38 protein-coding genes and 4 pseudogenes are annotated in these 23,092 nt (G+C 59.6%); 40 read left to right on the top strand and 2 right to left on the bottom strand.

The features are described from left to right. The 40 genes and pseudogenes from HDG39_RS24380 to dsbD form a co-directional block, all read left to right on the top strand. Nucleotides 1-753 (top strand): elongation factor Tu (locus HDG39_RS24380; RefSeq protein ID WP_184009279.1); only part of this gene is annotated, 753 nt, incomplete at its 5' end. 127 nt (nucleotides 754-880) lie between these two features. Continuing rightward, complete coding sequence (gene rpsJ, locus HDG39_RS24375) at nucleotides 881-1,192, top strand: 30S ribosomal protein S10 (RefSeq protein ID WP_006998489.1); 312 nt, start codon at nucleotides 881-883, stop codon at nucleotides 1,190-1,192. Between the two features lie 200 nt (nucleotides 1,193-1,392). Next, nucleotides 1,393-2,052, top strand: a complete 660-nt coding sequence (gene rplC / locus HDG39_RS24370) for a 50S ribosomal protein L3 (RefSeq protein WP_026225726.1) — start codon at nucleotides 1,393-1,395, stop codon at nucleotides 2,050-2,052. After that, nucleotides 2,052-2,672 carry a 50S ribosomal protein L4 gene (rplD, locus tag HDG39_RS24365; protein WP_184009277.1) on the top strand — a complete coding sequence of 207 codons (621 nt, stop codon included), beginning with the start codon at nucleotides 2,052-2,054 and terminating at the stop codon, nucleotides 2,670-2,672. Before rplC ends, rplD begins: the two co-directional genes overlap by 1 nt. Next, nucleotides 2,669-2,983: a 50S ribosomal protein L23 gene (gene rplW, locus HDG39_RS24360; protein WP_008923345.1), complete on the top strand. Its 315-nt coding sequence runs from the start codon at nucleotides 2,669-2,671 to the stop codon at nucleotides 2,981-2,983. Before rplD ends, rplW begins: the two co-directional genes overlap by 4 nt. A gap of 2 nt (nucleotides 2,984-2,985) precedes the next feature. Next, nucleotides 2,986-3,813: a 50S ribosomal protein L2 gene (gene rplB, locus HDG39_RS24355; RefSeq protein ID WP_018420149.1), complete on the top strand. Its 828-nt coding sequence runs from the start codon at nucleotides 2,986-2,988 to the stop codon at nucleotides 3,811-3,813. Between the two features lie 10 nt (nucleotides 3,814-3,823). Then, complete coding sequence (rpsS, locus tag HDG39_RS24350; protein WP_006998484.1) at nucleotides 3,824-4,099, top strand: 30S ribosomal protein S19; 276 nt, start codon at nucleotides 3,824-3,826, stop codon at nucleotides 4,097-4,099. An 11-nt stretch (nucleotides 4,100-4,110) separates the two neighbouring features. Beyond that, nucleotides 4,111-4,440: a 50S ribosomal protein L22 gene (gene rplV / locus HDG39_RS24345; RefSeq protein WP_018420150.1), complete on the top strand. Its 330-nt coding sequence runs from the start codon at nucleotides 4,111-4,113 to the stop codon at nucleotides 4,438-4,440. 11 nt (nucleotides 4,441-4,451) lie between these two features. Next, on the top strand, nucleotides 4,452-5,258 hold the full coding sequence (rpsC, locus tag HDG39_RS24340; protein ID WP_012434570.1) for a 30S ribosomal protein S3: 807 nt from the start codon (nucleotides 4,452-4,454) through the stop codon (nucleotides 5,256-5,258). 2 nt (nucleotides 5,259-5,260) lie between these two features. Next, complete coding sequence (gene rplP / locus HDG39_RS24335) at nucleotides 5,261-5,677, top strand: 50S ribosomal protein L16 (protein WP_008923342.1); 417 nt, start codon at nucleotides 5,261-5,263, stop codon at nucleotides 5,675-5,677. Nucleotides 5,678-5,687: 10 nt separating this feature from the next. Further along, nucleotides 5,688-5,882 carry a 50S ribosomal protein L29 gene (rpmC, locus tag HDG39_RS24330; RefSeq protein ID WP_007180130.1) on the top strand — a complete coding sequence of 65 codons (195 nt, stop codon included), beginning with the start codon at nucleotides 5,688-5,690 and terminating at the stop codon, nucleotides 5,880-5,882. Next, complete coding sequence (gene rpsQ, locus HDG39_RS24325) at nucleotides 5,879-6,151, top strand: 30S ribosomal protein S17 (RefSeq protein ID WP_007180129.1); 273 nt, start codon at nucleotides 5,879-5,881, stop codon at nucleotides 6,149-6,151. The genes rpmC and rpsQ overlap by 4 nt, the downstream gene beginning before the upstream one ends. Before the next feature lie 290 nt (nucleotides 6,152-6,441). Next, nucleotides 6,442-6,810, top strand: a complete 369-nt coding sequence (rplN, locus tag HDG39_RS24320; RefSeq protein WP_006998478.1) for a 50S ribosomal protein L14 — start codon at nucleotides 6,442-6,444, stop codon at nucleotides 6,808-6,810. Between the two features lie 9 nt (nucleotides 6,811-6,819). Further along, nucleotides 6,820-7,128, top strand: coding sequence for a 50S ribosomal protein L24 (gene rplX / locus HDG39_RS24315; protein WP_008923340.1), 309 nt, complete (start codon nucleotides 6,820-6,822; stop codon nucleotides 7,126-7,128). A 16-nt stretch (nucleotides 7,129-7,144) separates the two neighbouring features. Next, on the top strand, nucleotides 7,145-7,684 hold the full coding sequence (gene rplE, locus HDG39_RS24310) for a 50S ribosomal protein L5 (RefSeq protein WP_008923339.1): 540 nt from the start codon (nucleotides 7,145-7,147) through the stop codon (nucleotides 7,682-7,684). A 7-nt stretch (nucleotides 7,685-7,691) separates the two neighbouring features. Further along, nucleotides 7,692-7,997 (top strand): 30S ribosomal protein S14, encoded by a 306-nt coding sequence (gene rpsN / locus HDG39_RS24305; protein WP_018420153.1) that lies wholly within the window; start codon nucleotides 7,692-7,694, stop codon nucleotides 7,995-7,997. 14 nt (nucleotides 7,998-8,011) lie between these two features. Next, nucleotides 8,012-8,407 (top strand): 30S ribosomal protein S8, encoded by a 396-nt coding sequence (rpsH, locus tag HDG39_RS24300; protein WP_006052216.1) that lies wholly within the window; start codon nucleotides 8,012-8,014, stop codon nucleotides 8,405-8,407. Between the two features lie 18 nt (nucleotides 8,408-8,425). Continuing rightward, entirely contained in the window at nucleotides 8,426-8,956 is a 531-nt protein-coding gene (gene rplF / locus HDG39_RS24295) for a 50S ribosomal protein L6 (RefSeq protein WP_184009275.1), read from the top strand. A 12-nt stretch (nucleotides 8,957-8,968) separates the two neighbouring features. Next, on the top strand, nucleotides 8,969-9,334 hold the full coding sequence (gene rplR, locus HDG39_RS24290; RefSeq protein ID WP_018420155.1) for a 50S ribosomal protein L18: 366 nt from the start codon (nucleotides 8,969-8,971) through the stop codon (nucleotides 9,332-9,334). Between the two features lie 14 nt (nucleotides 9,335-9,348). After that, complete coding sequence (gene rpsE, locus HDG39_RS24285) at nucleotides 9,349-9,867, top strand: 30S ribosomal protein S5 (RefSeq protein ID WP_007730604.1); 519 nt, start codon at nucleotides 9,349-9,351, stop codon at nucleotides 9,865-9,867. An 11-nt stretch (nucleotides 9,868-9,878) separates the two neighbouring features. Beyond that, complete coding sequence (gene rpmD, locus HDG39_RS24280) at nucleotides 9,879-10,061, top strand: 50S ribosomal protein L30 (protein ID WP_008923335.1); 183 nt, start codon at nucleotides 9,879-9,881, stop codon at nucleotides 10,059-10,061. A 29-nt stretch (nucleotides 10,062-10,090) separates the two neighbouring features. Then, on the top strand, nucleotides 10,091-10,525 hold the full coding sequence (rplO, locus tag HDG39_RS24275) for a 50S ribosomal protein L15 (protein ID WP_018420156.1): 435 nt from the start codon (nucleotides 10,091-10,093) through the stop codon (nucleotides 10,523-10,525). A 46-nt stretch (nucleotides 10,526-10,571) separates the two neighbouring features. Continuing rightward, nucleotides 10,572-11,918, top strand: a complete 1,347-nt coding sequence (secY, locus tag HDG39_RS24270; protein WP_013090753.1) for a preprotein translocase subunit SecY — start codon at nucleotides 10,572-10,574, stop codon at nucleotides 11,916-11,918. A gap of 8 nt (nucleotides 11,919-11,926) precedes the next feature. Beyond that, nucleotides 11,927-12,145, top strand: coding sequence for a translation initiation factor IF-1 (gene infA, locus HDG39_RS24265; RefSeq protein ID WP_004521905.1), 219 nt, complete (start codon nucleotides 11,927-11,929; stop codon nucleotides 12,143-12,145). A gap of 20 nt (nucleotides 12,146-12,165) precedes the next feature. Next, the gene (gene rpmJ, locus HDG39_RS24260; RefSeq protein ID WP_004199844.1) at nucleotides 12,166-12,282 is read left to right on the top strand and encodes a 50S ribosomal protein L36; all 117 of its coding nucleotides are present in this window, start codon (nucleotides 12,166-12,168) and stop codon (nucleotides 12,280-12,282) included. Nucleotides 12,283-12,323: 41 nt separating this feature from the next. Then, nucleotides 12,324-12,689 (top strand): 30S ribosomal protein S13, encoded by a 366-nt coding sequence (gene rpsM, locus HDG39_RS24255; protein WP_013589830.1) that lies wholly within the window; start codon nucleotides 12,324-12,326, stop codon nucleotides 12,687-12,689. A 28-nt stretch (nucleotides 12,690-12,717) separates the two neighbouring features. After that, nucleotides 12,718-13,122, top strand: a complete 405-nt coding sequence (gene rpsK / locus HDG39_RS24250; RefSeq protein WP_006052224.1) for a 30S ribosomal protein S11 — start codon at nucleotides 12,718-12,720, stop codon at nucleotides 13,120-13,122. A gap of 147 nt (nucleotides 13,123-13,269) precedes the next feature. Further along, nucleotides 13,270-13,893, top strand: coding sequence for a 30S ribosomal protein S4 (gene rpsD, locus HDG39_RS24245; protein WP_062128339.1), 624 nt, complete (start codon nucleotides 13,270-13,272; stop codon nucleotides 13,891-13,893). A gap of 125 nt (nucleotides 13,894-14,018) precedes the next feature. Next, nucleotides 14,019-14,996: a DNA-directed RNA polymerase subunit alpha gene (locus tag HDG39_RS24240; RefSeq protein WP_007730697.1), complete on the top strand. Its 978-nt coding sequence runs from the start codon at nucleotides 14,019-14,021 to the stop codon at nucleotides 14,994-14,996. Nucleotides 14,997-15,187: 191 nt separating this feature from the next. Continuing rightward, complete coding sequence (gene rplQ / locus HDG39_RS24235) at nucleotides 15,188-15,580, top strand: 50S ribosomal protein L17 (protein WP_018420158.1); 393 nt, start codon at nucleotides 15,188-15,190, stop codon at nucleotides 15,578-15,580. Nucleotides 15,581-15,692: 112 nt separating this feature from the next. Next, a complete protein-coding gene (tnpB, locus tag HDG39_RS24230) occupies nucleotides 15,693-15,953 on the top strand; it encodes an IS66 family insertion sequence element accessory protein TnpB (RefSeq protein ID WP_184009274.1) in 261 nt (86 codons plus the stop codon). A 65-nt stretch (nucleotides 15,954-16,018) separates the two neighbouring features. Then, nucleotides 16,019-16,621, top strand: coding sequence for an IS66 family transposase (locus HDG39_RS24225; RefSeq protein WP_184009272.1), 603 nt, complete (start codon nucleotides 16,019-16,021; stop codon nucleotides 16,619-16,621). Nucleotides 16,622-16,627: 6 nt separating this feature from the next. Further along, nucleotides 16,628-16,978, top strand: a pseudogene (locus tag HDG39_RS35895) (IS66 family transposase); the annotation flags it as partial. Nucleotides 16,979-16,998: 20 nt separating this feature from the next. After that, nucleotides 16,999-17,390, top strand: a pseudogene (locus tag HDG39_RS35890) (IS66 family transposase); the annotation flags it as partial. A 24-nt stretch (nucleotides 17,391-17,414) separates the two neighbouring features. Then, on the top strand, nucleotides 17,415-17,543 hold the full coding sequence (locus HDG39_RS35885; protein WP_409259204.1) for a transposase domain-containing protein: 129 nt from the start codon (nucleotides 17,415-17,417) through the stop codon (nucleotides 17,541-17,543). Between the two features lie 14 nt (nucleotides 17,544-17,557). Then, a complete protein-coding gene (locus HDG39_RS24210; RefSeq protein ID WP_184009266.1) occupies nucleotides 17,558-18,049 on the top strand; it encodes a hypothetical protein in 492 nt (163 codons plus the stop codon). Between the two features lie 54 nt (nucleotides 18,050-18,103). Next, nucleotides 18,104-18,356, top strand: a pseudogene (locus HDG39_RS35220) (IS30 family transposase); the annotation flags it as partial. A gap of 7 nt (nucleotides 18,357-18,363) precedes the next feature. Next, nucleotides 18,364-18,619, top strand: a pseudogene (locus HDG39_RS24200) (integrase core domain-containing protein); the annotation flags it as partial. Between the two features lie 181 nt (nucleotides 18,620-18,800). After that, on the top strand, nucleotides 18,801-19,133 hold the full coding sequence (gene cutA / locus HDG39_RS24195) for a divalent-cation tolerance protein CutA (protein WP_311667241.1): 333 nt from the start codon (nucleotides 18,801-18,803) through the stop codon (nucleotides 19,131-19,133). Then, nucleotides 19,126-21,006, top strand: a complete 1,881-nt coding sequence (dsbD, locus tag HDG39_RS24190; RefSeq protein WP_184009265.1) for a protein-disulfide reductase DsbD — start codon at nucleotides 19,126-19,128, stop codon at nucleotides 21,004-21,006. The genes cutA and dsbD overlap by 8 nt, the downstream gene beginning before the upstream one ends. Nucleotides 21,007-21,135: 129 nt before the next feature. On the opposite strand, the gene hemB is transcribed toward dsbD, so the two are convergent. Then, nucleotides 21,136-22,128: a porphobilinogen synthase gene (hemB, locus tag HDG39_RS24185; RefSeq protein ID WP_184009263.1), complete on the bottom strand. Its 993-nt coding sequence runs from the start codon at nucleotides 22,126-22,128 to the stop codon at nucleotides 21,136-21,138. Between the two features lie 278 nt (nucleotides 22,129-22,406). Continuing rightward, entirely contained in the window at nucleotides 22,407-23,069 is a 663-nt protein-coding gene (gene yihA / locus HDG39_RS24180; protein ID WP_184009261.1) for a ribosome biogenesis GTP-binding protein YihA/YsxC, read from the bottom strand. Nucleotides 23,070-23,092 lie beyond the last annotated feature (23 nt).

Here is a 23,092-nt window from a genome sequence, read left to right as displayed (position 1 = left end):
CTGGAACTCGTCGAAATGGAAGTTCGCGAACTTCTGTCGAAGTACGACTTCCCGGGCGACGACACGCCGATCATCAAGGGTTCGGCCAAGCTGGCACTGGAAGGCGACAAGGGCGAACTGGGCGAAGTGGCGATCATGAACCTGGCCGATGCGCTGGACACGTACATCCCGACGCCGGAGCGCGCGGTTGATGGTGCGTTCCTGATGCCGGTGGAAGACGTGTTCTCGATCTCGGGTCGTGGCACGGTGGTGACGGGCCGCGTCGAGCGTGGCGTGGTCAAGGTCGGCGAGGAAATCGAGATCGTCGGTATCCGCGCAACGGCCAAGACGACCTGCACGGGCGTGGAAATGTTCCGCAAGCTGCTCGACCAGGGTCAGGCAGGCGACAACGTCGGTATCCTGCTGCGCGGCACGAAGCGTGAAGACGTGGAGCGTGGTCAGGTTCTGGCCAAGCCGGGTTCGATCAACCCGCACACGCATTTCACGGCTGAAGTGTACGTGCTGAGCAAGGACGAAGGCGGCCGTCACACGCCGTTCTTCAACAACTACCGTCCGCAGTTCTACTTCCGTACGACGGATGTGACGGGCTCGATCGAACTGCCGAAGGACAAGGAAATGGTGATGCCGGGCGACAACGTGTCGATCACGGTGAAACTGATCAACCCGATCGCGATGGAAGAAGGTCTGCGCTTCGCAATTCGCGAAGGTGGCCGTACGGTCGGCGCTGGTGTCGTCGCCAAGATCATCGAGTAAAATCGCGCATTGCTGTAACAGTCTGTAGCGCCCGGGCTCGGGCACTCGCTCTTCGCGAGCGTCCGAGCCTACGTTCTTTTTCTAATCGGCGGTGCAATATCGCCTCGCTCTTTTTAAGGAATTTGTCATGCAGAACCAGAAAATCCGCATTCGCCTGAAGGCTTTCGACTATCGCCTGATCGACCAATCGGCAGCTGAAATCGTCGATACGGCGAAGCGGACTGGCGCAATCGTTCGTGGTCCAGTGCCCCTGCCGACCCGCATTCAACGCTTCGACATCCTGCGTTCGCCGCACGTCAACAAGACGTCGCGTGACCAGCTCGAGATCCGCACGCACCAGCGTCTGATGGACATCGTCGACCCAACGGACAAGACTGTCGACGCGCTGATGAAGCTGGATCTGCCGGCTGGCGTGGACGTTGAAATCAAGCTGCAGTAAGGCTTCACCCTTTGTCCGGCAAGCCGGGCAGCGCTAAGTCATTGATTGCTTGCGAAAAACGAAAAGACTCGCTATCATAGTAGGCTTTTCGCGCATTTGCGCAAAAAAGTCGGCGTGCTGCAGCATGGTTTCATGCCCGAAACAGCGCCGACATTTTGTAAATTAGCCCCGACCAATCGCAGTCGGGAATGGAGAAAACGATGAGCCTTGGACTCGTAGGTCGCAAGGTTGGCATGACCCGTATCTTCACGGCTGAAGGGGATTCGATTCCCGTCACCGTGCTGGACGTGTCCGACAACCGCGTGACGCAGATCAAGACTGTTGAAACCGACGGCTACACGGCCGTGCAGGTTGCCTTCGGTACACGCCGCGCATCGCGCGTGACGAAGCCGTTGGCAGGTCATCTCGCCAAAGCCGGCGTTCAGGCCGGTGAAATCCTCAAAGAGTTCCAGATCGATGCCGCTAAGGCTGCCGAGTTGTCGAGCGGCACCGTGGTTGGTCCCGAGCTGTTCGAAGTGGGCCAGAAGGTCGACGTGCAAGGCGTGTCGATCGGTAAGGGCTACGCCGGTACCATCAAGCGTTACAACTTCTCGTCGGGCCGTGCGTCGCACGGTAACTCGCGCTCGCACAACGTGCCGGGCTCGATCGGTATGGCGCAGGATCCGGGTCGTGTTTTCCCGGGTAAGCGCATGACCGGCCACATGGGTGACGAGAAGGTAACGGTGCAAAACCTCGAAATCGCTCGTATTGACGCTGACCGCAAGCTGCTGCTGGTCAAGGGCGCCGTTCCGGGTGCGAAGGGTGGCAAGGTATTCGTTACGCCGGCCGTGAAGACACGTGCCGTGAAAGGAGCGAAATAATGGAACTTAAGCTCCTGAGTGCCAATGGTCAGGAAGGTGCGGGCGTTAGCGCGTCGGACGTCGTGTTCGGCCGCGATTACAACGAAGCCCTGATTCACCAGGTGGTGGTGGCGTACCAGGCGAATGCCCGTAGCGGCAACCGCGCGCAGAAGGATCGTGAGCAGGTCAAGCACACGACCAAGAAGCCGTGGCGCCAGAAGGGTACCGGCCGCGCCCGTGCCGGTATGTCGTCGAGCCCGCTGTGGCGCGGCGGTGGCCGTATCTTCCCGAATTCGCCGGAAGAAAACTTTTCGCACAAGGTCAACAAGAAGATGCATCGCGCAGGTCTGTGCTCGATCTTCTCGCAGCTGGCCCGCGAAGGCCGCATCTCGGTCGTCGACGAGCTGACGCTCGAAGCGCCGAAGACGAAGCTGCTGGCCGAAAAATTCAAGGCGATGGGTCTCGACTCCGTGCTGGTGATTACCGACACGGTTGACGAAAACCTGTACCTCGCGTCGCGCAACCTCGCCCACGTGGCGGTTGTCGAGCCGCGTTACGCCGACCCGCTGTCGCTGATCTACTTCAAAAAGATCCTGATCACGAAGGCTGCGGTCGCCCAGATCGAGGAGTTGCTGTCATGAGCGAGATTCGCAAGAACGATCATCGTTTGATGCAGGTCCTGCTCGCGCCGGTGGTCTCCGAAAAGGCGACGCTGGTTGCCGACAAGAACGAGCAAGTTGTGTTCGAAGTCGCGCCGGATGCCACGAAGCAGGAAGTGAAGGCTGCAGTCGAGCTGCTGTTCAAGGTGGAAGTCGATTCCGTCAATGTGCTGGTCGCAAAGGGCAAAGCCAAGCGCTTTGGCCGCTTCATGGGCAAGCGCAAGGATGTGAAGAAGGCGTACGTCTGCCTGAAGCCCGGCCAGGAAATCAACTTTGAAGCGGAGGCCAAGTAATCATGGCAATCGTGAAAGTTAAGCCGACTTCGCCGGGCCGCCGCGCGATGGTCAAGGTGGTCAACAAGGAACTGCACAAGGGCAAGCCGTTCGCAGCGCTGCTCGACACGCAGTCGTCGACCGCCGGCCGTAACAACAACGGTCACATCACCACGCGTCACAAGGGTGGTGGTCACAAGCATCACTATCGTGTCGTCGACTTCCGTCGCACGAAGGATGGTATTCCCGCAAAGGTCGAGCGTCTCGAGTACGACCCGAACCGTAGCGCGAACATCGCACTGGTTCTGTACGCAGACGGCGAGCGCCGCTACATCATCGCTCCGAAGGGTATCACTGTTGGTCAACAGCTGATGTCGGGTTCGGAGGCGCCGATCCGCGCAGGTAACACGCTGCCAATCCGCAACATCCCGGTCGGTACGACGATTCATTGCATCGAAATGCTGCCGGGCAAGGGCGCGCAAATGGCGCGTTCGGCGGGTACGTCGGCGATGCTGCTGGCTCGCGAAGGCATCTACGCGCAGGTTCGTCTGCGTTCGGGCGAAATCCGCCGCGTTCACGTTGAATGCCGCGCAACGATCGGTGAAGTAGGCAACGAAGAGCATAGCCTCCGTCAAATCGGTAAGGCTGGAGCGAACCGCTGGCGCGGTATCCGCCCGACGGTGCGTGGCGTTGCAATGAACCCGGTCGACCACCCGCATGGTGGTGGCGAAGGCAAGACTGCGGCAGGCCGCGATCCGGTGAGCCCGTGGGGCACGCCGACGAAGGGCTATCGCACCCGCAGCAACAAGCGCACGACGAGCATGATCGTCCAGCGCCGTCACAAGCGTTAAGGAGTAGGCAATGGCACGTTCTATTAAGAAAGGTCCGTTCTGCGACGCCCATTTGCTGAAGAAGGTTGAGGCGGCTGCGGCATCGCGTGATAAGAAACCGATTAAGACCTGGTCGCGTCGCTCGACGATCCTGCCGGACTTCATCGGCCTGACGATCGCCGTTCACAACGGCCGTCAACACGTTCCGGTGTATGTCACGGAAAACATGGTCGGCCACAAGCTTGGCGAGTTCGCACTGACCCGTACGTTCAAGGGTCACGCGGCCGACAAGAAGGCCAAGAAATAAGGGGTATCAAGATGGAAGTGAAAGCAATTCATCGCGGTGCCCGCATCTCGGCGCAGAAAACGCGCCTTGTGGCTGACCAGATCCGCGGTTTGCCGGTCGACAAGGCGCTGAACGTTCTGACGTTCTCGCCGAAGAAGGCTGCGGGAATCGTGAAGAAGGTCGTGCTGTCGGCGATCGCGAATGCGGAGCACAACGAAGGTGCCGATATCGACGAGCTCAAGATCAAGAGCATCTACATCGACAAGGCAGCATCGCTGAAGCGTTTCACCGCGCGCGCTAAAGGCCGCGGTAACCGCATCGAGAAGCAATCCTGTCACATCACTGTGACGGTCGGGAATTAAGGGGTCATACGATGGGACAGAAAATTCATCCGACTGGCTTCCGTTTGGCCGTCAGCCGCAATTGGGCGTCGCGTTGGTACGCGAACAACAACAATTTCGCGGCGATGTTGCAGGAAGACATCGGTGTTCGTGAATACCTGAAGAAGAAGCTGAAGAACGCGTCCGTCGGTCGCGTTGTGATCGAGCGTCCTGCAAAGAACGCCCGCATCACGATTTTCAGCTCGCGTCCGGGTGTCGTGATCGGTAAGAAGGGTGAAGACATCGAACTGCTGAAGTCCGAGCTGCAAAAGCGCATGGGCGTTCCGGTTCACGTCAACATCGAAGAAATCCGCAAGCCGGAGACCGACGCGCAACTGATCGCTGATTCGATCACGCAACAGCTCGAGCGCCGGATCATGTTCCGTCGCGCGATGAAGCGTGCGATGCAGAACGCGATGCGTCTGGGTGCTCAAGGCATCAAGATCATGAGCGCTGGCCGCCTGAACGGTATCGAAATCGCCCGTACGGAATGGTATCGCGAAGGTCGCGTGCCGCTTCATACGCTGCGTGCGGATATCGACTACGCAACGTCGGAAGCAAAGACGACGTACGGCATCATCGGCGTGAAGGTGTGGGTCTACAAGGGCGACACGCTCGGCCGCAACGACGCGCCGGTGGTCGAAGAAGTCGCCGAAGAAAAGCGTCCGCGCCGCAACGCGCGTCCGGGTGGCGATCGCCGTCCGCGTCGTGATGGTGAAGGTGGTGGCCCGGCAGGTGCACGCCGTGGCGCTCCTCGTCGTGCTGGCGGTGCTGGCGGCGACGGGAAGACTGGAGAATAACGATGCTGCAACCGAAACGCAGAAAGTATCGCAAAGAGCAGAAAGGTCGTAACACCGGCGTTGCTACCCGCGGCAACGCGGTGTCGTTCGGTGAGTTCGGCCTGAAGGCTGTCGGTCGTGGCCGTCTGACCGCGCGCCAGATTGAAGCGGCGCGTCGTGCAATGACGCGTCACATCAAGCGCGGTGGCCGCATCTGGATCCGGATCTTCCCGGACAAGCCGATCTCGACCAAGCCGGCGGAAGTGCGTATGGGTAACGGTAAGGGTAACCCGGAGTACTACGTCGCTGAGATTCAACCGGGCAAGATGCTGTACGAAATGGACGGCGTAACCGAAGAACTGGCGCGCGAAGCGTTCCGTCTGGCTGCAGCGAAGCTGCCGCTCAAGACGACGTTTATCGTGCGTCAGCTCGGCGCCTAAGGAGCAAATGATGAAGGCTTCCGAACTTCACCAGAAAGATCAGGCCGCGCTCAACAAGGAGCTGTCGGACCTGTTAAAGGCGCAATTCGGCCTGCGCATGCAACTCGCGACCCAGCAGCTCACGAACACGAGCCAGCTGAAGAAGGTCCGTCGCGACATCGCACGTGTGCGGACCGTCCTGACTGAGAAGGCGAACCAGAAATGAACGATAGCGTAAAAACCTCGCTCAAGCGGACGCTGGTCGGCAAGGTCGTCAGCAACAAGATGGACAAGACGGTTACCGTGCTGGTCGAGCACCGCGTGAAGCACCCGATCTACGGCAAGTACGTCGTGCGGTCGAAGAAGTACCACGCGCATGACGACGCGAACACGTACAACGAGGGCGACCTCGTTGAAATCCAGGAAACTCGTCCGATTTCGAAGACGAAGGCTTGGGTTGTGGCTCGCCTAGTCGAGGCTGCTCGCGTCATCTAATGTCGCCAAGCTTTAGAAGTAGTTGAAATCGCAGTAAGTTTCGCTTGCAAGACCGAGATTATTTGATATAATTTCGGTCTTCCCTCTTTATGGGAGCCCCGTCGCGGGCGAAGTTGGTGGGGGAAGCGGTTCAGGCGCCAGCCTAGACCGAAGGATTCACCGGATTGCGATGGCGGGTTTCGTTTGCCGTCGCTGCTGTTCTAACCCAAGCAGCCGATCGGCTGACGGGACCAAGACTGACCGGGAAGCGCCATGGTGGTGTGACCGGATTAAGTTGGGAAAGATAAACCATGATCCAGACCGAAACTCGGCTTGAAGTGGCCGACAACACGGGTGCACGTGAAGTCATGTGCATCAAGGTGCTCGGCGGCTCGAAGCGTCGTTATGCCAGCATTGGCGACATCATCAAGGTGACTGTCAAAGAGGCAACGCCGCGCGGGCGCGTGAAGAAAGGCGAAATCTACAACGCCGTGGTGGTTCGCACCGCCAAGGGCGTGCGCCGTCAGGACGGCTCGCTGATCAAGTTCGACGGCAACGCAGCTGTGTTGCTCAACACCAAGCTCGAACCGATCGGTACCCGTATTTTCGGGCCTGTCACGCGCGAGTTGCGTAGCGAACGATTCATGAAGATCGTTTCGCTGGCGCCTGAAGTGCTGTAAGGAGTCGCGATGAACAAGATTCGCAAGGGTGACGAAGTTATCGTCATCACCGGCAAAGATAAGGGCAAGCGTGGCGTAGTGCTGGCCGTTCACGGCGAGACCGTGACTGTCGAGGGCATCAATCTCGTCAAGAAGCACGTCAAGCCGAACCCGATGAAGGGTACGACGGGCGGCGTGGAAGCCAAGACGATGCCGCTGCAAATTTCGAACGTCGCATTGGTGGACGCGAATGGCAAGCCATCGCGTGTAGGCATCAAGGTCGAAGGGGACAAGAAGGTCCGTTTCCTGAAGACGACCGGTGCCGTACTGAGCGCCTGACGCTGCGGAGTAAAAAATGGCTCGTTTGCAAGAGTTTTACAAAGAGAAGGTTGTACCCGGCCTCATCGAGAAGTTCGGTTACAAGTCCGTGATGGAAGTGCCGCGCATCACCAAGATCACCCTGAACATGGGCCTTGGCGAAGCCGTCGCTGACAAGAAGATCATCGAAAACGCCGTTGGCGATCTGACGAAAATCGCGGGCCAGAAGCCGGTGATCACGAAGGCACGCAAGGCAATCGCTGGCTTCAAGATCCGTCAGGGCTATCCGATCGGTGCAATGGTCACGCTGCGTGGCCAGGCAATGTACGAATTCCTGGACCGTTTCGTGACGGTTGCGCTCCCCCGTGTGCGCGACTTCCGTGGCGTGTCGGGCAAGGCGTTCGATGGTCGCGGCAACTACAACATCGGTGTGAAAGAGCAGATTATTTTCCCCGAAATCGACTACGACAAGATCGACGCACTGCGTGGGCTGAACATCAGCATCACGACGACTGCGAAGACTGACGACGAAGCAAAGGCTCTACTCGCCAGCTTCAAGTTCCCGTTCAGAAACTGAGGTTACCGTGGCTAAACTGGCACTGATCGAACGTGAAAAGAAGCGTGCTCGCCTCGCCGCCAAGTACGCTCCCAAGCGTGCAGCATTGAAGGCAATCATTGGCGATGCGAGCAAGTCGGAAGAAGAGCACTACGCAGCACGCTTGGAACTGCAGCAACTGCCGCGAAACTCTAACCCGACCCGTAAGCGCAACCGTTGCGCAATTACCGGTCGTCCGCGCGGCACGTTCCGTAAATTCGGGCTGGCGCGTAACAAGATTCGCGAAATCGCGTTCCGCGGCGAGATCCCTGGCCTGACCAAGGCGAGCTGGTAATAGGAGAAACATAAATGAGCATGAGTGATCCTATCGCCGATATGCTGACTCGCATCCGCAATGCGCAGATGGTCGAGAAGGTTTCGGTGACTATGCCCTCGTCGAAAGTCAAGGTTGCAATTGCGCAGGTCCTGAAGGACGAAGGTTATATCGACGATTTCGCAGTGAAGTCCGAAGGTGCGAAGTCGGAATTGAACATCGTGTTGAAGTATTACGCTGGCCGTCCGGTCATCGAGCGCATTGAACGCGTCTCGAAGCCTGGTCTGCGTGTGTACCGCGGCCGTAACGACATCCCTGTGGTCATGAATGGCCTGGGCGTGGCAATCGTGTCGACGCCGAAGGGCGTGATGACGGACCGCAAGGCACGTGCAACGGGCGTTGGCGGCGAAGTCATCTGCTACGTCGCTTAAGGCCGAAAGGAGAGAAACATGTCTCGAGTAGGTAAGAGCCCGATCGCGCTGCAAGGCGCGGAGGTGGCCCTGAGCGCCGACAGCATTACTGTCAAGGGTCCGCTGGGTACGATTTCGCAGGCTGCCAACAGCCTCGTGAAGGTAGTGAACGACAGCGGCACGCTGAAGTTCGAGCCGGTCGATGAAAGCCGCGAAGCAAATGCGATGTCGGGCACGATGCGCGCGCTTGTTGCGAACATGGTGCACGGCGTGACGAAGGGTTTCGAGCGCAAGCTGACGCTGGTTGGCGTCGGTTATCGCGCACAAGCGCAAGGCGACAAGCTGAACCTGTCGCTGGGTTTCTCGCACCCGGTGGTGCACCAGATGCCGGCTGGCGTCAAGGCAGAAACCCCGTCGCAAACCGAAATCGTGATCAAGGGGATCAACAAGCAACAAGTCGGTCAAGTCGCTGCAGAAGTGCGCGGCTACCGTCCGCCGGAGCCCTACAAGGGCAAGGGCGTGCGTTACTCCGATGAGGTTGTGATCCTCAAAGAAACGAAGAAGAAGTAAGGGTGCGCAATCATGGATAAGACTCAATCTCGCCTGCGCCGCGCTCGTCAGACGCGTATCAAGCTCGCTGAGCTGCAGGTCGCACGTCTCGCCGTGCATCGCACGAACACGCACATCTATGCGCAAGTGTTCTCGCCGTGCGGCACCAAGGTGCTCGCCAGCGCGTCGACGCTCGAAGCCGAAGTGCGTGCGCAACTGGCCGATCAATCGGGCAAGGGCGGCAACGTTGCTGCTGCGACCCTGATCGGCAAGCGCATTGCTGAAAAGGCTAAGGCTGCCGGCATCGAATCCGTCGCCTTCGACCGTTCGGGTTTCCGTTACCACGGCCGCGTGAAAGCGCTGGCTGATGCGGCGCGCGAAGCCGGACTCAAGTTCTAAGGGAAGAATTCGTCATGGCAAAGATGCAAGCTAAAGTTCAGGCTGACGAACGCGACGACGGCCTTCGTGAAAAGATGATCTCGGTCAACCGCGTGACCAAGGTCGTGAAGGGTGGCCGTATTCTCGGCTTCGCTGCACTGACCGTGGTTGGCGACGGTGATGGCCGCGTCGGTATGGGCAAGGGCAAGGCGAAGGAAGTGCCGGTCGCTGTTCAGAAGGCGATGGAGCAGGCTCGTCGCAACATGTTCAAGGTGCCGCTGAAGAACGGTACCCTGCAACACGAAGTGCACGGTAAGCACGGCGCATCGACGGTTCTCCTCGCTCCGGCGAAGGACGGTACCGGCGTGATCGCTGGGGGCCCGATGCGCGCAGTGTTCGACGTGATGGGCGTGCAGAACGTCGTGGCCAAGAGCCACGGTTCGACGAACCCGTACAACCTCGTTCGTGCGACGCTCGACGGCCTGCGCAAGCAGTCCACGCCGGCCGACATCGCTGCGAAGCGTGGCAAGTCCGTCGAAGACATTCTGGGCTAAAGGTGGACACCATGTCTGATAAAACTGTCAAGGTCCAGCTCGTCAAGAGCCTGATCGGCACCCGTGAATCGCACCGTGCAACGGTGCGTGGCTTGGGTCTGCGCCGACTCAATTCGGTTAGCGAGTTGCAGGACACGCCGGCTGTGCGCGGCATGATCAACAAGGTTTCGTACCTCGTTAAGGTCATCAGCTAAGCGGCTGACCAGGACTCAAGGAGTTGATAATGGAATTGAATAACCTGAAGCCGGCTGAAGGCGCGAAGCACGCAAAGCGTCGCGTTGGTCGCGGCATCGGCTCCGGCCTCGGCAAGACCGCTGGCCGTGGTCACAAGGGTCAGAAGTCGCGTTCGGGCGGCTTTCATAAGGTTGGCTTCGAGGGCGGTCAAATGCCGCTGCAACGTCGCCTGCCGAAGCGTGGCTTCACCTCGCTGACGAAGGAATTCGTCGGTGAAGTGCGTCTCTCGGATCTGGAGAAGCTGCCGGTCGACGAAATCGATCTGCTGGCTCTCAAGCAAGCCGGCTTGGTCGGCGAGCTGATCCGTAGCGCCAAGATCATTGCAACGGGCGAGCTCAAGCGCAAGGTCGTTGTGAAGGGTCTGGGTGCGACCAAGAGCGCACGTGCTGCTATCGAGGCAGCCGGTGGCTCTTTTGCCGAGTAACGCGCAAGTTATTTGCCGTCACTAGCATTTGCATCGGAGAAGGTACTTGGCTAACAGCCCGAGTCTCGCAAAACCCGGTCGCAGCGCGGCGAAGTTTGGTGATCTGCGCCGGCGAGCAGTGTTCCTGCTGCTGGCCTTGGTCGTCTACCGAATCGGCGCGCACATTCCGGTGCCGGGTATCGACCCGGACCAACTGGCGAAGCTGTTCCAAAGCCAGTCGGGCGGCATCCTTGGCATGTTCAACATGTTCTCGGGTGGCGCACTTTCGCGGTTCACGATTTTCGCGCTTGGGATCATGCCGTACATTTCGGCGTCGATCATCATGCAGTTGCTGGCGATTGTTTCGCCGCAGCTCGAAGCGCTGAAAAAGGAAGGGCAGGCAGGTCAGCGGAAGATTACGCAGTACACGCGGATCTTCACGGTTGTGCTGGCGACGTTCCAGGCCTTCGGTATTGCCGTCGCGCTGGAAAATCAGCCGGGCCTCGTGATCGATCCGGGGATGGTTTTCCGCTTGACGACGGTCGTGACGCTAGTGACCGGCACGATGTTCCTGATGTGGCTGGGTGAGCAGATCACGGAACGCGGGCTTGGTAACGGTATCTCGATCATCATTTTCGGCGGTATTGCGGCAGGTTTCCCGAACGCAATCGGTGGTCTCTTTGAACTGGTGCGAACCGGCTCCATGAGCATCATCTCGGCGATTATCGTCGTCGCGCTGATTGCGGCTGTGACGTATCTGGTGGTGTTCATCGAACGTGGCCAGCGCAAGATTCTTGTGAATTACGCGAAGCGGCAAGTGGGCAACAAGATTTACGGCGGCCAGTCTTCGCATTTGCCGCTGAAGCTGAACATGTCGGGTGTGATTCCGCCGATCTTCGCATCGTCGATCATTCTCTTCCCGGCAACTATCCTGAACTGGTTCAGTTCGGGTTCGCGTACCAGCTGGTTCGCAGACACGTTGCACAACGTGGCCGAAGCCCTGAAGCCCGGTCAACCCGTGTACGTGTTGCTGTACGCGTTGGCGATCGTCTTCTTCTGTTTCTTTTACACCGCACTGGTGTTTAACAGCAGGGAAACGGCCGACAACCTGAAAAAGAGCGGCGCTTTCGTCCCTGGCATCCGCCCGGGCGATCAGACGGCGCGATATATCGACCGCATCCTAACGCGTCTGACGTTGGCCGGTGCGATCTACATCGTGTTCGTTTGCCTGCTGCCCGAATTTCTGGTGCTGCGCTGGAACGTGCCGTTTTATTTTGGTGGAACGTCGCTGCTGATCATTGTCGTCGTCACAATGGATTTCATGGCACAGGTGCAGTCGTACGTTATGTCGCAACAGTATGAATCGCTGCTGAAGAAAGCTAACTTCAAAGGCGGCGGCGTCCCGATGCGTTGAAAGGACTTATGGCCAAAGACGATGTTATCCAGATGCAGGGCGAAGTAATCGAGAACCTGCCTAACGCTACCTTCAGGGTGAAGCTGGAAAACGGCCATGTCGTGTTGGGACACATATCCGGCAAAATGCGGATGCACTACATCCGGATTTTGCCGGGCGACAAGGTGACGGTTGAATTGACGCCTTACGATCTGTCGCGTGCGCGGATCGTGTTCCGGGCGAAGTGATTTGAAAAAAGGGTAATATCATGAAAGTGATGGCATCGGTTAAGCGCATTTGCCGCAATTGCAAGATCATCAAGCGCAAAGGCGTTGTGCGCGTGATTTGCAGCTCTGATCCGCGCCACAAACAGCGTCAAGGCTGAACGCCGCGCTTTTGCTTGCGCTTTTTGTTTGAGGAAAAACAATGGCTCGTATCGCAGGGGTTAACATCCCGAATCACCAGCATACTGAAATCGGCCTGACGGCTATTTACGGTGTCGGTCGCACGCGCTCGCGCGACATTTGCGTCGCTGCTGGTGTGGCATTTTCGAAGAAGGTCAAAGACCTGACTGACGCAGACCTCGAAAAGCTGCGTGAAGAAGTCGGCAAGTTCATCGTTGAAGGCGATCTGCGCCGTGAAACGACGATGAACATCAAGCGCCTGATGGATCTCGGCTGCTATCGTGGCGTGCGGCATCGTAAGGGTCTTCCCCTGCGCGGCCAGCGTACGCGTACGAATGCCCGTACGCGCAAGGGGCCGCGTCGTGCAGCGCAATCGCTGAAGAAGTAAGCGGAACTGACAGTTACAGGAAAACGTAATGGCTAAGGCTTCGAACAACTCCGCGGCGCAACGCGTTCGCAAGAAGGTCAAGAAGAACGTCGCCGAGGGCGTGGTTCACGTTCACGCGTCGTTCAACAACACCATCATCACGATTACCGACCGTCAAGGCAACGCGCTTGCTTGGGCAACGTCAGGCGGTCAGGGCTTCAAGGGTTCGCGTAAGTCGACCCCGTTTGCAGCTCAGGTCGCAGCTGAGTCGGCAGGCCGGGTGGCGATGGAATACGGCGTTAAGAACCTCGAAGTGCGGATCAAGGGCCCCGGTCCTGGCCGTGAATCGGCGGTGCGCGCGTTGCACGGTCTTGGCATCAAGATCACCGCGATCTCCGACGTGACGCCGGTCCCGCACAACGGCTGCCGTCCGCCGAAGCGTCGTCGTATCTAAGACGCTGGGATTGCGAGCGCCTGTTGCCGCCTTGCGCGGTGGCGGGCTGCGCGCGTTATTGAATTGACTAAGCCCACCGTTCGACCCAAAGGGTTCGGACTAGCGCGAGTGGAAGCATTCGCGTGATAAATCACAGAAGGAATCAACGTGGCACGTTATATCGGCCCCAAGGCCAAGCTGTCCCGCCGTGAAGGCACTGACCTCTTCCTGAAGAGCGCGCGCCGTTCGCTCGCCGACAAGTGCAAGCTTGACAGCAAGCCCGGCCAGCACGGCCGTACCTCGGGCGCACGTACGTCCGACTATGGCACTCAGCTGCGCGAGAAGCAAAAAGTAAAGCGTATCTACGGTGTCCTCGAGCGCCAGTTCCGCCGCTACTTCGCTGAAGCAGACCGCCTGAAGGGCAACACGGGTGAAAACCTGCTGCAACTGCTCGAATCGCGTCTGGACAACGTCGTGTATCGCATGGGCTTCGGCTCGACGCGCGCTGAAGCACGTCAGCTCGTTGGCCACAAGGCAATCACGGTGAACGGCGTCGTGACGAACATCCCGTCGATGCAAGTGAAGGCTGGGGACGTCGTCGCCGTACGCGAACAGAAGCGCAAGCAGGCTCGCATCGTTGAGGCGCTGTCGCTCGCTGAACAAGGCGGCATGCCGAGCTGGGTCGCGGTCGACGCGAAGAAGTTCGAAGGTACCTTCAAGCAGAAGCCGGAACGCAGCGACATCGCTGGCGACATCAACGAAAGCCTGATCGTCGAATTGTATTCGCGGTAAACGGATTGACGGCCGGGGCGCCCTGATTGCGTTGCGCAAGGGGGTGTCTCGGCTGTTTATTTTTCAGGTTGTTACCGGTCAGCCTTATCGGTGTAACGAGCCGAGGGTATTGAAAAGGAAAACCTATGCAAACCAGTTTGTTGAAGCCCAAGATTATTGCAGTTGAATCGCTTGGCGAGAGCCACGCGAAAGTGGTCATGGAGCCGTTTGAACGCGGTTATGGCCACACCTTGGGTAACGCGCTTCGGCGCGTGCTGTTGTCGTCGATGGTGGGCTACGCCCCGACCGAGGTGACGATTGCAGGCGTCGTGCACGAGTATTCGACGCTCGACGGTGTGCAAGAGGATGTGGTCAACCTGTTGTTGAACCTGAAGGGCGTCGTCTTCAAGCTGCATAACCGTGACGAAGTGACGGTTACACTGCGGAAGGAAGGCGAAGGCGTGGTCACGGCCGGCGATATCGAACTCGCACACGATTGCGAAGTCATCAATCCCGATCACGTGATTGCGCATCTGTCGAAGGGCGGCAAGCTCGACGTGCAGATCAAGGTCGAAAAGGGCCGCGGGTATGTGCCGGGCAATGTACGTCGCTACGGTGAAGAGTCGGCCAAGATCATCGGCCGGATCGTGCTGGACGCCTCGTTTTCGCCGGTTCGTCGCGTGAGCTACGCGGTCGAAAGCGCTCGCGTCGAGCAGCGCACCGACCTCGACAAGCTCGTGATGAACATCGAGACCAACGGTGTGATTTCGCCGGAAGAAGCGATCCGTCAATCGGCGCGCATTCTGGTCGATCAGCTGTCGGTGTTCGCGGCGCTGGAAGGTACCGAAGCAGCGGCGGAAGCGCCGTCGCGCGCACCGCAGATCGATCCGATCCTGCTGCGTCCGGTCGACGATCTCGAACTGACGGTTCGTTCCGCGAACTGCCTGAAGGCCGAGAACATCTACTACATCGGCGACCTGATCCAGCGTACCGAGAACGAGTTGCTCAAGACTCCGAATCTGGGTCGGAAGTCGCTGAACGAGATCAAGGAAGTTCTGGCATCGCGTGGTCTGACGCTCGGCATGAAGCTCGAAAACTGGCCGCCGGCTGGTCTCGACAAGTAAGCGGACAACTCGGTCGGGTGTAACCCGCGAATTGCGCCGCTGTACTGTACTGGCAAAGACGCGGATTTTCCTTTAAAATCCGCGTCTTGTCTGTTGTCACTACCGGCCCGTGCGCTCGCTGTTTGTTGTTGATGCTGCAGAACGAGTGCGATAGAAGAGCTGGACCAAAACTTTGAACTGAAGGAATTAACATGCGTCACCGTCATGGTCTGCGGAAACTGAACCGCACGAGCAGCCACCGTTTGGCAATGCTCCGTAACATGTCCAACTCGCTGATCGAGCACGAAGTCATCAAGACCACGCTGCCGAAGGCGAAGGAACTTCGTAAAGTCGTCGAGCCGCTGATCACGCTCGGCAAGAAGCCGTCGCTCGCAAACCGTCGTCTGGCGTTCAACCGCCTGCGCGATCGTGACTCGGTCACGAAGCTCTTCGACGTGCTCGGCCCGCGCTACGCAAACCGTCCGGGCGGCTACCTCCGCGTGCTGAAGTTCGGCTTCCGCATTGGTGACAATGCGCCGATGGCACTGGTCGAACTGCTCGACCGTCCGGAAGTTGAAGAAACGGAAGTGCAAGAAGCTGAGTAAGCTTTCTGCTTCGACAAAAAGCCAGGCGCATCGCCTGGCTTTTTTGTTTTCTGCGACTCATCCTGAAATACGCTAACGTATCGGGCCACAGTCGCCCAATTGAAGGCTGAGCGTGGGGCGGAACGCCCAGAACCCTGTCTCGGGCAATCTGTTTGTGTTCGTCGGCCGGGACCGCTCGAAAGTCAAATGCCTTTACTGGGATCGCACCGGCTTCGCGCTCTGGTACACGCGCCTTGAAAGGGCCGCCTTCCGTCACCGCTGGCGCTCGCGCTACGCGGCTTCACACCTCGCCGAGCTCAACGCATGGTTCGAAGGCATTGAGATCCCGGCGCAGGAGCCGCATCGCGCCGTCGCAGTGACGCGCGTGAGCTGAACTGGCTATTGCCTGCGCAGATACAACGCTCTCCGATCTTGTAAACGTCGCGCGAGTTGGGCATCATGATAGCCATGTCGCCCACCGCCATCACTGTCGCGGATTTGCCGGTCGAGCCCGATGCGCTGCAAGCCTTCGCGCTCGAACAGAACAGGCTGGCATGCGTGCTGTGGGAGCAGCTGGAAATCCTGCAGCACCAGATTGCCCAGGCGAACCGCGCGCGCTTCGGTGTCAGTTCCGAGCGGCTGTCGTGCCAAGCGGAACTGTTCGATGCGACCACGGAGTTGCCCGTCCCACCTGAGTCCGTGGAGGTAGCGGTCGCGGGCCACACCCGCAAGGGGCGTCCGACGCTGCCGAAGAATCTGCCGCGCAGGCGAGTTGAATACGATCTGAGCGACGAACAGAAAGTCGCATTCGATTCGCTCGAGAGTATCGGCGAAGAGCGCAGCGAGACGCTGCACTACGAACTGTCCAGGCTCACCGTCATCGAGCACATCCGCTTCAGGTACGCGGCAAGGAAAGACGGTGAGTCGACCATCGTAACCGCAAGCGCACAGCCTTCGCCGCTGCCGAAGAGCGATGCGAGCGCAAGCCTACTGGCTAACGTCCTGGTCAATACCTACGTCGATCATCTGCCTTTGAACCGGCAGGAAATGCGCTATGCATGACGTGGTGTGCATCTGCCCCGGGCAACGCTGTGCGAATGGAAGCTGGCGGCAGCCGAACTGCTCGAAGTGCTGCTGCCACCGCGACGGTCTCACCAGTTGCGAGCCCCGCGCATGCACGTGGACGACACGACGTTGCCATTGCTCGAGAAAGGTCGCAAGGCGACGCGCACGGCGCGATTATGGGGCTATCTGGGCGCCGGCCAACGCGAGGAGAACGGCGTCTGGGTCGACCACCCGCCGGCGGTGGTGTTCGAGTTCGCCGAATCGCGCGCGGGCTCGCATCCGCTGCGGTACCTGCAAAAGCACAAAGGTTATCTGCAGGCGGACGCGTACAGTGGGCATGACGCGCTCTACGAAACAGGAGACATCGTCCCGAGATCGGATGTTGGGCCCATTGCCGCCGACGCTTCTTCGAAATCGCGAAGGCGCAAAGCAAACCCGGACTTGCAGCGCAAGCGCTGCAATGGAGCGCCCGACTGTATGCGATCGAGTCGCGGATCAAGGATCACACACCCGACATCAAATATGCGGCGCGGCAAACCGAGGCGCTGCCGGTGCTCAAACAGTTCCGGCAATGGCTGGAGGGCAACGTCATCGGTTTGCCGACTCAGGCGCCACTCGCGAAAGCCTTCGGCTATGCATTACGTCATTGGCCAGCGCTCGTCGCTACACTGAGAACGGTATTCCGCTACCGGACAACAATGCGCTGGAGCGTCAGATTCGCCCGATTGCCGTCGGAAGATCGAACTGGATATTCGCAGGCTCGGCGCGTGGCGCTCGAGCGGCCGCCACGATGTATTCCCTGATCGGTACAGCTCGCCTGAACGCAATCGAGCCCTATTCGTGGCTTCAGCGCACGCTTGAGCAGTTACCATCGTATCCTGTCAACCGGGTGTACGAACTGTTGCCGTTCGCCCGATAAACACCTCACCGCCCATGGACATTCTCGACTCGCTTCGGCAGGCGCCCAGCGCCGAGTTGTATCGCCTCTATCTCGCCATCGGCAAAATGCTGGACGACCCGCGACGGATTCTCGAAGTGCGTCAACGCCTGCACCTGGGAATGGAGGTTAGCTATATCGGGGGTGATCCGCTCGGACCACCTTCGCACGGAACGGTGGTGGAGTTGCGGCAATCCCAGGCGGTGATCCAGGATAACCAGAGCCGTCAGCGTTGGTCGGTGCCATACGCGGCGGTTATCCCTGACACTGTGAGCGGCCCGACTCGCGCGCCCGCGTCGCCGCCACCGCGAGCACAACGCGAGGAATTCTTCATTGGCGACACCGTTGGCTTCACCGACAAACATCTGGGCGAACGAGTCGGCGTCATCGTCCGGTTGAATGCGAAAACTGCGTCTATCGCCGTTAATGATTCGGAAGGCCATTGGCGAGTCTCGTACGCTCTGCTGCGAAAGATTGTCGACATCTAACCCGGCGATTCCGTCAACACGGGTTCCGCTGACGGATACCAGCTAAAGATCGACACCGGCCTAGCAATTTACTTCTCCGATCCACAAAGCCCGTGGCAGCGCGGATCGATGAGAACACCAACGGCCTACTTCGACAATACTTTCCAAAGGACACCGATATCAGCCGATACTCGGAGCGTGAACTCGACGCGGTCGCCAACGCGCTAAACCGCCGACCACGCAAAACACTCGGATGGAAGACGCCAGCAGAAGCGCTAGAGGAGTTACTATTCGCAGCTTGATGGCGGGTGTTGCGACGACTCGTTGAACCTAAGCAGTACTGTTCGACCTACTATCAGGGTATTCATCGGCGCCACGGCTTGCGATGTTCGATGACGGACGGCTACGACTACTATCGGAACGCCTTGGCCGAACGAATCAAAGCCATTCCTGAAGGCGACTTCTTGCTGCAGCGTCCTGCCGATCTCAAGCAGGCGGCAAAGATGGTCGAACAGTCGGTGCGCACCTACAACTATGAGCGGCCACATGCCGAAATACAAAACGCTCGATGCGGTGCGTCGGGCACTCTAGCATCTGAATACTGTCAACCTATTCCAGGATTTGACACGGCGGCGGATTTTTCATCGATGTCGAAAGCCGCGTCGCAGTGACCAAATGTCGCGGCCGCACTGCGTGGCGCCATGCAGGGCGACAGGGCCAGGTGATACGATATCGGGATCGAAATCCTGCGCCGCCGGAGCTTGGTGTGAGTGTGAGTGTGAATGTGACCTTGGTGCTGACAACGGTGCCGGATGCGGCCGTCGCTCAAAAGCTCGCAGCCGACGCGCTCGCTGCTCGCCTTTGCGCGTGCGTCACCCAGCTAGGCAGCGTGCAGTCGAGCTATCACTGGCAGGGCGCGATTGAAACCGCGCAGGAAATCCAGCTGCTGTTCAAGACCAGCGCCGCTCGCGCGCTCGAACTGGAGCAATACATTCAGGCTCACCATCCGTACGGCACGCCGGAAATCCTCTCATGGCAAGCGATTGCCTCCGCCGCCTACGGCCAGTGGATCACTGCTGAAACCCAACGCTCTCTTCATGTTTAACGGTCTCGACCGGCGCGCGCGCGCTGCGCTGCGCACCGCATTCTTTCTGCTCGGCTGGGTGTTCCTCGCGCAAGTCGCCACGCTCGCACGCGCCGCGGACGACTTCCTCGACCCGTCTGTCGCGTTCCGGTTCAGCGCGACCGAGGCCCCCGGCCAAGTCGTCGTCACCTACAAGATTGCAGACGGCTACTACATGTACCGCGAGCGCTTCGCGTTCGCGACCCGCAACGGCACGGCGACGCTTGGCGAGCCTGAACTGCCAGGCGGTCACGTGAAGTTCGATCAGACATTCAACAAGAATGTCGAGACGTATCGCAACAAGGTGACTATTCGTATTCCGGTCAAGCAGGCTGCCGAACCGTTCGATCTTGCGGTGACGTCGCAGGGCTGCGCCGACGCGGGCATCTGCTACCCCCCGATGGAGCGCGTGTACCACGTGAGCAGCGAGGCGCTGCAGCTGGCTGGCAGCGGGGCGGCGACCCCAACCGCGCAACAATCCGCCGCCACTGACAACGAACCCTGGTACGAACGCGCCACCAGCGCTGATTACGCGCAGTCGCTGCTGCAGCGTGGCGGTTTTTTTGCGATCGTCGGGCTTTATTTCGTTGCCGGCGCCATTCTAAGCTTGCTGCCGTGCTCGTATCCGATGATTCCGATTCTGTCGGCGATCATCATCGGTGAGGGAGCGCGCGTCACGCGCAGGCGTGGCTTCGCGCTGTCGCTCGCGTATGTAGTCGGGATGGCGCTCGTGTACACGGTGCTGGGTGCCGTGGCGGCACTCGTCGGGCAGAGTCTCGGCGCATGGCTGCAGAACCCGTGGGTGCTCGGCGCGTTCGGCGGGCTTCTTATGATTTTCGCGCTGCTGCTGATCGCCGGTGTGGATCTCGAACTGCCGCCGCGCTGGCGCGAACGCATGTCGAGCGCGTCAGCGGGACGCTCGGGTGGCAAATTAACCGCGGTCGCCGTGATGGGCGCGCTGTCGGCGCTGGTTGTCGGCGCCTGCATGACCGCGCCGCTTTTTGCGGTGCTCGCGTTCATCGCGCATACCGGCAACGCCGTGCTCGGTGGCGCGGCGCTGTTCTCGATGGGCATCGGGCTCGGGCTGCCGCTGCTGATCATTGGCCTCGGCGCGGGTACGCTGCTGCCGCGCGCGGGCAAGTGGATGGACAGCGTAAAAGTGTTCTTTGGCGTCGTTCTGCTGGCCGCGGCGCTGTGGATTGTTTGGCCGGTGCTCGGCGGGGCGGCGTCGATGCTGTTGAGCGCGCTCTGGCTGCTGATCGCCGCGGTTGCGCTCGGCCTGTTTTCCAAGTCGGTTGCGGGCGCCTCGATATGGCACCGGCTTGGGCGGGCGGTCGGGGTCGTAATGGCAGTTTGGGCAGCCGCGCTTCTAGTTGGCCTCGCGGCGGGATCGTCGGATCCGCTGCGACCGCTGGCGGTGCTCGCGGCTCGCGTCGGCAATCAGGCAGGCATCGGGAAGGATGGCTCCAGCGCGGCCGCAACGGCGTCGCAAAGCGATTTGACGTTCGCGCCGGTACGTTCATCGGATCAGCTCGACCAGGCCGTCAAAACGGCGGCGCAGCCAGCCATGCTCGATTTTTACGCGGACTGGTGCGTGAGCTGCAAGGAGATGGAGAAATTCACCTTCAGCGACCCGCGCGTTCAGGCGAAGCTGAAGCAGATGAATCTGCTGCGCGCCGACGTCACTGCGAACAATACCGACGACCAGGCGCTGCTCAAGCGCTTCAATCTGTTCGGGCCGCCGGGGATTATTTTTTTCGATCAGGGTGGCAAGGAAGTGTTGCGGGTGGTCGGCTACGAATCGGCGGATAAATTCCTGCGCACACTGGATCGGGCGAGTGCGTCGGGGGTGTAATCGAAGGCCGCGGGGCATTGCAAGGTCGCCGCTTCGCCAACGGCAGCACAAAAAAACGGAGGCGAAACCCTAAGGTTCGCCTCCGTTTTTTTTTCGACAGCCGCGCGCTAAACCGCGCCAGGCTTACTTCTACGAACGCAGGATCTTCGCTGCATCCAGCGCGAAGTACGTCAGCACGCCGTCCGCGCCTGCACGCTTGAACGCGAGCAGCGATTCCATCATCACCTTGTCGTGATCGAGCCAGCCATTCTGCGCGGCGGCCTTCAGCATCGCGTATTCGCCGCTTACCTGGTACACGTAGGTGGGGAACTGGAACTCGTCCTTCACGCGACGCACGATGTCCAGATACGGCATGCCCGGCTTGACCATCACCATGTCCGCGCCTTCGTCGATGTCGGCCTGCACTTCGCGCAGCGCCTCGTTCGAATTGGCCGGGTCCATCTGGTAGGTCATCTTGTTGCTCTTACCTAGGTTCGTCGCGGAACCGACGGCATCGCGGAACGGGCCGTAGAACGCCGAAGCGTACTTTGCCGCGTACGCCATGATGCGCGTGTGAATGTGGTCCTCGCTCTCGAGCATTTCGCGGATCGCACCGATGCGTCCGTCCATCATGTCCGACGGCGCGACGATGTCGACGCCGGCTTCCGCCTGCGCACGAGCCTGCTCGACGAGGATCTCGACGGTTTCGTCGTTGATCACGTAGCCGGCTTCGTCGAGCACGCCGTCCTGACCATGGCTCGTATACGGATCGAGCGCCACGTCGGTGAGCACGCCGAGCTCCGGAAAATTCTTCTTCAACTCACGCACCGCGCGCGGGATCAGGCCCGCCGGGTTGGCCGCTTCACGGCCTTCGGGTGTTTTCAGCGAGGGCTCGATCGCCGGAAACAGAGACAACACCGGCACGCCCAGTTCGACGCACTGCTCGGCGACGCCCATCAGCAGATCGACCGACACCCGCTCGACGCCCGGCATCGACGGCACGGCTTGCCGCACGTTGGTTCCCTCGACGATGAACACGGGGTAAATCAGATCGTTGGTCGTGAGGATGTTTTCGCGCATCATGCGACGAGAGAAGTCGTCACGGCGCATGCGGCGCGGACGGTAGTGAGGGTAGAAGCTCATATCGAATCGAAGATCATGGATAGGTGGAGTGGACAAATAGCACCTGGCTCCGCTCCCGGAAACTTTTCGAGACAATGGTATATCATACCGATCGAGCAAGGCGCCTAGCGCTGACCTCCCCGCTTCTCCTCCCTGAGCGGGTGCCTGTCGTTTTTCGATTAGGCTGTTTGACCCGCCGTTCAAGCGGCGGGTTTTTTTATGCGCGGCCGCAAACGCGCTCTGACGCGTGTTTTACAGGCATATCACGCGTGTCGCGGGATTCCTGCATTGATATGCGTTCAGCCCGCGGCCGGCATTTCGCCTGTTTCGCCCGCTGCCTCCGGGATCAGCCAGCTCTCGATCAGCTCATGCGCTTCATCGAGCCCCGTTCGCTTGAGCGCCGAAAACAGTTGCGCGGTGAGTTCGCCGCGATAGCCCGCAGCCCGATATTCGGCCAGTCCCTTCTGCGCGGTGCGCAACGCGTTCGTGCTTTCCTGGCGCGTCAATTTGTCGCATTTGGTGAGCAGCGTGTGGATCGGCTTGCCGGTCGGCGCGAACCACTCGATCATGCGCCGATCGAGATCCGTCAGAGGGCGGCGCGAATCCATCATCAGGATCATGCCGCGCAGTTGCGAGCGCGATTGCAGATACGTGGACAGCAGCGCCTCCCAGTGCGCCTTCGCCGCTCCCGGCACTTCGGCATAACCGTAGCCCGGCAGGTCAACAAGATAGGCGGTCGGCTCATCTGCCTTGCCAACCGAAAAATAATTGATGTGCTGCGTACGGCCTGGCGTCTTACTCGCGAACGCAAGTCGCTTCTGATTGCAGAGGATGTTGATCGCGGTCGACTTGCCCGCGTTCGAGCGTCCCGCGAAAGCGATCTCGGGCTGCGCGGTGGCCGGCAGGTCGCGCAGATGATTGACGGTGGTATAGAAGCGGGATTCGTGGAGCAGGAAGGGCATGGTGGAAGCCAGATGGAGAAGCT

This window comes from Paraburkholderia lebeckiae, assembly GCF_014201005.1.
Classification (GTDB): domain Bacteria; phylum Pseudomonadota; class Gammaproteobacteria; order Burkholderiales; family Burkholderiaceae; genus Paraburkholderia; species Paraburkholderia tuberum.
The sequence above is the reverse complement of the archived record's forward strand: the minus strand, read 5'-3'. Positions and strand labels throughout refer to the sequence as shown.

Bases quoted from the DNA above. Each gene is read 5' to 3' on its own strand.
- rpsJ (WP_006998489.1), top strand. From the start codon at position 881: ATGCAGAACCAGAAAATCCGCATTCGCCTGAAGGCTTTCGACTATCGC.
- HDG39_RS24225 (WP_184009272.1), top strand. From the start codon at position 16,019: ATGATAGCCATGTCGCCCACCGCCATCACTGTCGCGGATTTGCCGGTC.
- rpsK (WP_006052224.1), top strand. From the start codon at position 12,718: ATGGCTAAGGCTTCGAACAACTCCGCGGCGCAACGCGTTCGCAAGAAG.
- rpmD (WP_008923335.1), top strand. From the start codon at position 9,879: ATGTCTGATAAAACTGTCAAGGTCCAGCTCGTCAAGAGCCTGATCGGC.
- rplP (WP_008923342.1), top strand. From the start codon at position 5,261: ATGCTGCAACCGAAACGCAGAAAGTATCGCAAAGAGCAGAAAGGTCGT.
- rplV (WP_018420150.1), top strand. From the start codon at position 4,111: ATGGAAGTGAAAGCAATTCATCGCGGTGCCCGCATCTCGGCGCAGAAA.
- rplE (WP_008923339.1), top strand. From the start codon at position 7,145: ATGGCTCGTTTGCAAGAGTTTTACAAAGAGAAGGTTGTACCCGGCCTC.
- rplR (WP_018420155.1), top strand. From the start codon at position 8,969: ATGGATAAGACTCAATCTCGCCTGCGCCGCGCTCGTCAGACGCGTATC.
- rpmJ (WP_004199844.1), top strand. From the start codon at position 12,166: ATGAAAGTGATGGCATCGGTTAAGCGCATTTGCCGCAATTGCAAGATC.
- rplF (WP_184009275.1), top strand. From the start codon at position 8,426: ATGTCTCGAGTAGGTAAGAGCCCGATCGCGCTGCAAGGCGCGGAGGTG.
- rpsE (WP_007730604.1), top strand. From the start codon at position 9,349: ATGGCAAAGATGCAAGCTAAAGTTCAGGCTGACGAACGCGACGACGGC.
- HDG39_RS24210 (WP_184009266.1), top strand. From the start codon at position 17,558: ATGGACATTCTCGACTCGCTTCGGCAGGCGCCCAGCGCCGAGTTGTAT.
- infA (WP_004521905.1), top strand. From the start codon at position 11,927: ATGGCCAAAGACGATGTTATCCAGATGCAGGGCGAAGTAATCGAGAAC.
- HDG39_RS35885 (WP_409259204.1), top strand. From the start codon at position 17,415: ATGTATTCCCTGATCGGTACAGCTCGCCTGAACGCAATCGAGCCCTAT.
- rplO (WP_018420156.1), top strand. From the start codon at position 10,091: ATGGAATTGAATAACCTGAAGCCGGCTGAAGGCGCGAAGCACGCAAAG.
- rplB (WP_018420149.1), top strand. From the start codon at position 2,986: ATGGCAATCGTGAAAGTTAAGCCGACTTCGCCGGGCCGCCGCGCGATG.
- hemB (WP_184009263.1), bottom strand. From the start codon at position 22,128: ATGAGCTTCTACCCTCACTACCGTCCGCGCCGCATGCGCCGTGACGAC.
- rplW (WP_008923345.1), top strand. From the start codon at position 2,669: ATGAGCGAGATTCGCAAGAACGATCATCGTTTGATGCAGGTCCTGCTC.
- rplQ (WP_018420158.1), top strand. From the start codon at position 15,188: ATGCGTCACCGTCATGGTCTGCGGAAACTGAACCGCACGAGCAGCCAC.
- yihA (WP_184009261.1), bottom strand. From the start codon at position 23,069: ATGCCCTTCCTGCTCCACGAATCCCGCTTCTATACCACCGTCAATCAT.
- rplN (WP_006998478.1), top strand. From the start codon at position 6,442: ATGATCCAGACCGAAACTCGGCTTGAAGTGGCCGACAACACGGGTGCA.
- rpsM (WP_013589830.1), top strand. From the start codon at position 12,324: ATGGCTCGTATCGCAGGGGTTAACATCCCGAATCACCAGCATACTGAA.
- rpsC (WP_012434570.1), top strand. From the start codon at position 4,452: ATGGGACAGAAAATTCATCCGACTGGCTTCCGTTTGGCCGTCAGCCGC.
- rplD (WP_184009277.1), top strand. From the start codon at position 2,052: ATGGAACTTAAGCTCCTGAGTGCCAATGGTCAGGAAGGTGCGGGCGTT.
- rpsQ (WP_007180129.1), top strand. From the start codon at position 5,879: ATGAACGATAGCGTAAAAACCTCGCTCAAGCGGACGCTGGTCGGCAAG.
- rpsS (WP_006998484.1), top strand. From the start codon at position 3,824: ATGGCACGTTCTATTAAGAAAGGTCCGTTCTGCGACGCCCATTTGCTG.
- dsbD (WP_184009265.1), top strand. From the start codon at position 19,126: ATGTTTAACGGTCTCGACCGGCGCGCGCGCGCTGCGCTGCGCACCGCA.
- HDG39_RS24240 (WP_007730697.1), top strand. From the start codon at position 14,019: ATGCAAACCAGTTTGTTGAAGCCCAAGATTATTGCAGTTGAATCGCTT.
- rplX (WP_008923340.1), top strand. From the start codon at position 6,820: ATGAACAAGATTCGCAAGGGTGACGAAGTTATCGTCATCACCGGCAAA.
- rplC (WP_026225726.1), top strand. From the start codon at position 1,393: ATGAGCCTTGGACTCGTAGGTCGCAAGGTTGGCATGACCCGTATCTTC.
- rpmC (WP_007180130.1), top strand. From the start codon at position 5,688: ATGAAGGCTTCCGAACTTCACCAGAAAGATCAGGCCGCGCTCAACAAG.
- rpsH (WP_006052216.1), top strand. From the start codon at position 8,012: ATGAGCATGAGTGATCCTATCGCCGATATGCTGACTCGCATCCGCAAT.